The following is a 2,779-nucleotide window of genomic DNA, read 5'->3' as shown; positions in this document are numbered from 1 at the left end:
TTGTTGAGCGAAGTTGATTATCAACGAGGGCGTGAAGAATTTAGAGCTGCCGTGGTGTCTCATGATATGGCTCAACTTCCAGAAACCCACAGTTGGCCCAATCTCCAGACTGCTGGAGTTATTGTATCCTATCGAAAACCAGATAATCGAAGAGCGCTGAGTTAACCTACCGCACTACAATTAGTTCAATGAAGATAAGTGCCGAGAGGTTAGCGCAAGCCACGCGAGCTCACTGGCATATCGAGAATAGCCTTCATTGGTGTTTAGATGTCGCGATGAATGAGGATGGTTGTCGCATTCGCCGAGACGGCGCGCCAGAAGTATTAGCTGGTGTAAGACATATAGCTCTGAATTTATTGAAAAAAGAAACATCTTTTAAGAAAGGTGGACGCGCTAAGCACTTAAAGGCCGCTAGTAATGAGAGCTATCTAGAAAAGGTACTAAATAGCAAGTGATTTTTCATACTCTTACCTTGGTCTTTTATTCCTTTAATGGGTTTAGTTTGAGGTGAAATTAAATAAGTTTATATCGTCTCGTTAATAGAGGTTTAGATAAATTACCATTGCAAAGCTATGCTCTACTCGAAATCAGAAGAGAAAGCGGATGAAAAAAGAGGTAAAACCAAGGGATTTACAATGATATAAAACTTGAGTTTAATGTCTTATAATAAATAGAATTGAGCTTTATTAATTATTATTTGGTGCGTTAATGGAGTTTGATGGTGCATTTGCAGTTTTTCTGGTGACCTTGTGTATTATGTTCGCCTTTTCTTTTTATGGTTCTATAAAAGCAAAAAAAAATGATAGTAGTGAGGAGGATTTAGCCGGGAGGAGTTTAAATAAATGGTTGGTTGGATTAAGTTCTGCAGCGACAGGTAATAGTGGTTTCATAGTTACAGGAGCTGTAGGTCTTGGCTATACTTTGGGGCTGCAAGCACTGTGGCTCCCAATTGCATGGTTTATCGGTGATTTGATATTTTGGCAATTATTTCCTAGTCGACTTAATAGAGTTTCTAGGGAATATAGGTCAATTACATTGCTGGATTTTTTAAGTGAAGGTCTTAGAGGTTATTCTGTAAGGTTTCTAATATTAATTGTTAGTACTTTGCTTATTATACTCTTGACTTTTTATACGTCAGCTCAGTGGATCGCAGGCAGGAAGTTTCTTACCAGTGTTTATCAGTTTTCAGATGTTTCCGCATTATTATTTTTCTCAGGAACAATCGTACTATATTCTGCGATCGGAGGGTTTAGAGGTAGTGTTTTAGTTGATACTGTACAGGCAGTCATTCGCATTATGGGAACAGTACTCGCAATTGTAGCAATTTCTTGGGCCGCTATGAAAGATAGTAGTTTTGTACCAAATATAAATACAGCGGGTGAAGGGTTTATGGACCCATTTTCAATAGGTAGTATGATTACTCTGCTTGGTTTTGTATCAGGGTTCGCGTTCGCTGCGATTGGGTTTGGCTTAGGGCAGCCGCAAATAGTTTCAAGATACTTTGCCGGAAACTCTCCTGAAGATACAGCAAAAGCGAAATGGATTTGCATTGGCTTTTCTCAGTTTACGTGGATGACGATGACAATTTTTGGAATTCTGTTAAGGGGGTTAATGCCTGAACTACCAGATGCAGAAGAGGGGTTAGGGCACTTTTTTAAGGATAACTTTCCTGCAATTGTAGCTGGGATTATATTTGCGGATGTTTACGCAACCATTGCTGCATCTTCGAATAGTGTATTGGTATCAATTTCTCAAATAATAAATAGAGATTTTTTAGGTGCTTTATTTAAACACCGAGTTGTTATGACTAGAACTCCATTTTATTTTGTAATAGTGGTAGGGGTTGTGTCAGTTGTTGTTTCTCTTTTTCTGCCTCAAAACGTTTTTCATATTATCGTTGGGTCTGTTTCGCTAATAGGTGCATCAGTAGGTAGTGCTGTCATGATCAAAGTGATGAAGTGGAAACATAATGGGATATCTTTACTTCTATCTGTTATGGTCGGTTTTTTATCTGCATTTCTCTGGCGAATTTCTGGGATCGGAGAGGTATTTAATGAATCTGGGGTAGGTATTTTCTGTGCGCTTTGTACTAATTTTGCAGTTTGTTATCTATCCAGTTTTAAATCAAATGATGTAGGTTCCTTAGGTAAAAATAGCTGATTTTACGTTCTCTCTCTATCGGCTTATCTACAAAGTAACCGATAGAGGCTAATGCTGTTCACTTTAGAGGAACATCTTTGCGATTAACAGGGTAATGGCTTTTATTCATCTTAACGACCCTAGGTCTACTTGGCCTAGGGCGTTTTTCTTTAAAGAGTACTGTTAAGTCCCCTCTAAGTGCAGCTAAACGCTTGGGTGTATTGCCTGGAGAGAGTATTCGCCATCACTTTAAGCTGACTTCCAATGAATTGACATGCATATTTTAAGCTTATCTCGTTCGGTGCTCTTTTGTGTAATACTGAATCGCCCCGAGTTCATCGGAGACTAGTTTGTTTAAGTCAGGCCACTTTACCTGACCCCGTTAATTTATCATAGTAGTCTGCTTCATATTGAGCTGGTGAAACATAACCAATTGAAGAGAGTAAGCGTTGATTATTAAACCAATTTACCCACTCTAGGGTTGCATATTCAACGGCATCAACATTTTTCCATGGACCATTCCTGCGGATAATCTCTGTTTTAAATAGCCATTTATCGTTTCAGCCATCGCATTATCATACGAGTCCCCAACACTACCCACAGATGCTGTTATCCCAGCTTCCATAAGGCGTTCAGTGTA

The 2,779-nt window shown here is 39.0% G+C and carries 1 protein-coding gene and 3 pseudogenes; 2 read left to right on the top strand and 2 right to left on the bottom strand.

Features of this window, described 5'->3' with window-relative positions; all coding sequences use genetic code 11:
- Positions 1-173 precede the first annotated feature (173 nt).
- Both N482_RS21285 and N482_RS21280 read left to right on the top strand, forming a co-directional pair.
- Positions 174-455 (top strand): annotated as a pseudogene (locus N482_RS21285) (ISAs1 family transposase); the annotation flags it as partial.
- 253 nt (positions 456-708) lie between these two features.
- Complete coding sequence (locus tag N482_RS21280) at positions 709-2,160, top strand: sodium:solute symporter family transporter (protein ID WP_063378979.1); 1,452 nt, start codon at positions 709-711, stop codon at positions 2,158-2,160.
- A gap of 58 nt (positions 2,161-2,218) precedes the next feature.
- Here the strand turns inward: N482_RS21280 and N482_RS25785 are convergent.
- Together N482_RS25785 and N482_RS24560 are read right to left on the bottom strand one after the other, a co-directional pair.
- Positions 2,219-2,462, bottom strand: a pseudogene (locus N482_RS25785) (IS4 family transposase); the annotation flags it as partial.
- Between the two features lie 36 nt (positions 2,463-2,498).
- Positions 2,499-2,779, bottom strand: a pseudogene (locus tag N482_RS24560) (integrase core domain-containing protein); the annotation flags it as partial.

This window comes from Pseudoalteromonas luteoviolacea NCIMB 1942 (assembly GCF_001625595.1).
GTDB classification, from domain to species: domain Bacteria; phylum Pseudomonadota; class Gammaproteobacteria; order Enterobacterales; family Alteromonadaceae; genus Pseudoalteromonas; species Pseudoalteromonas luteoviolacea_A.
The sequence above is the reverse complement of the archived record's forward strand: the minus strand, read 5'-3'. Positions and strand labels throughout refer to the sequence as shown.

Bases quoted from the DNA above. Each gene is read 5' to 3' on its own strand.
- N482_RS21280 (WP_063378979.1), top strand. From the start codon at position 709: ATGGAGTTTGATGGTGCATTTGCAGTTTTTCTGGTGACCTTGTGTATT.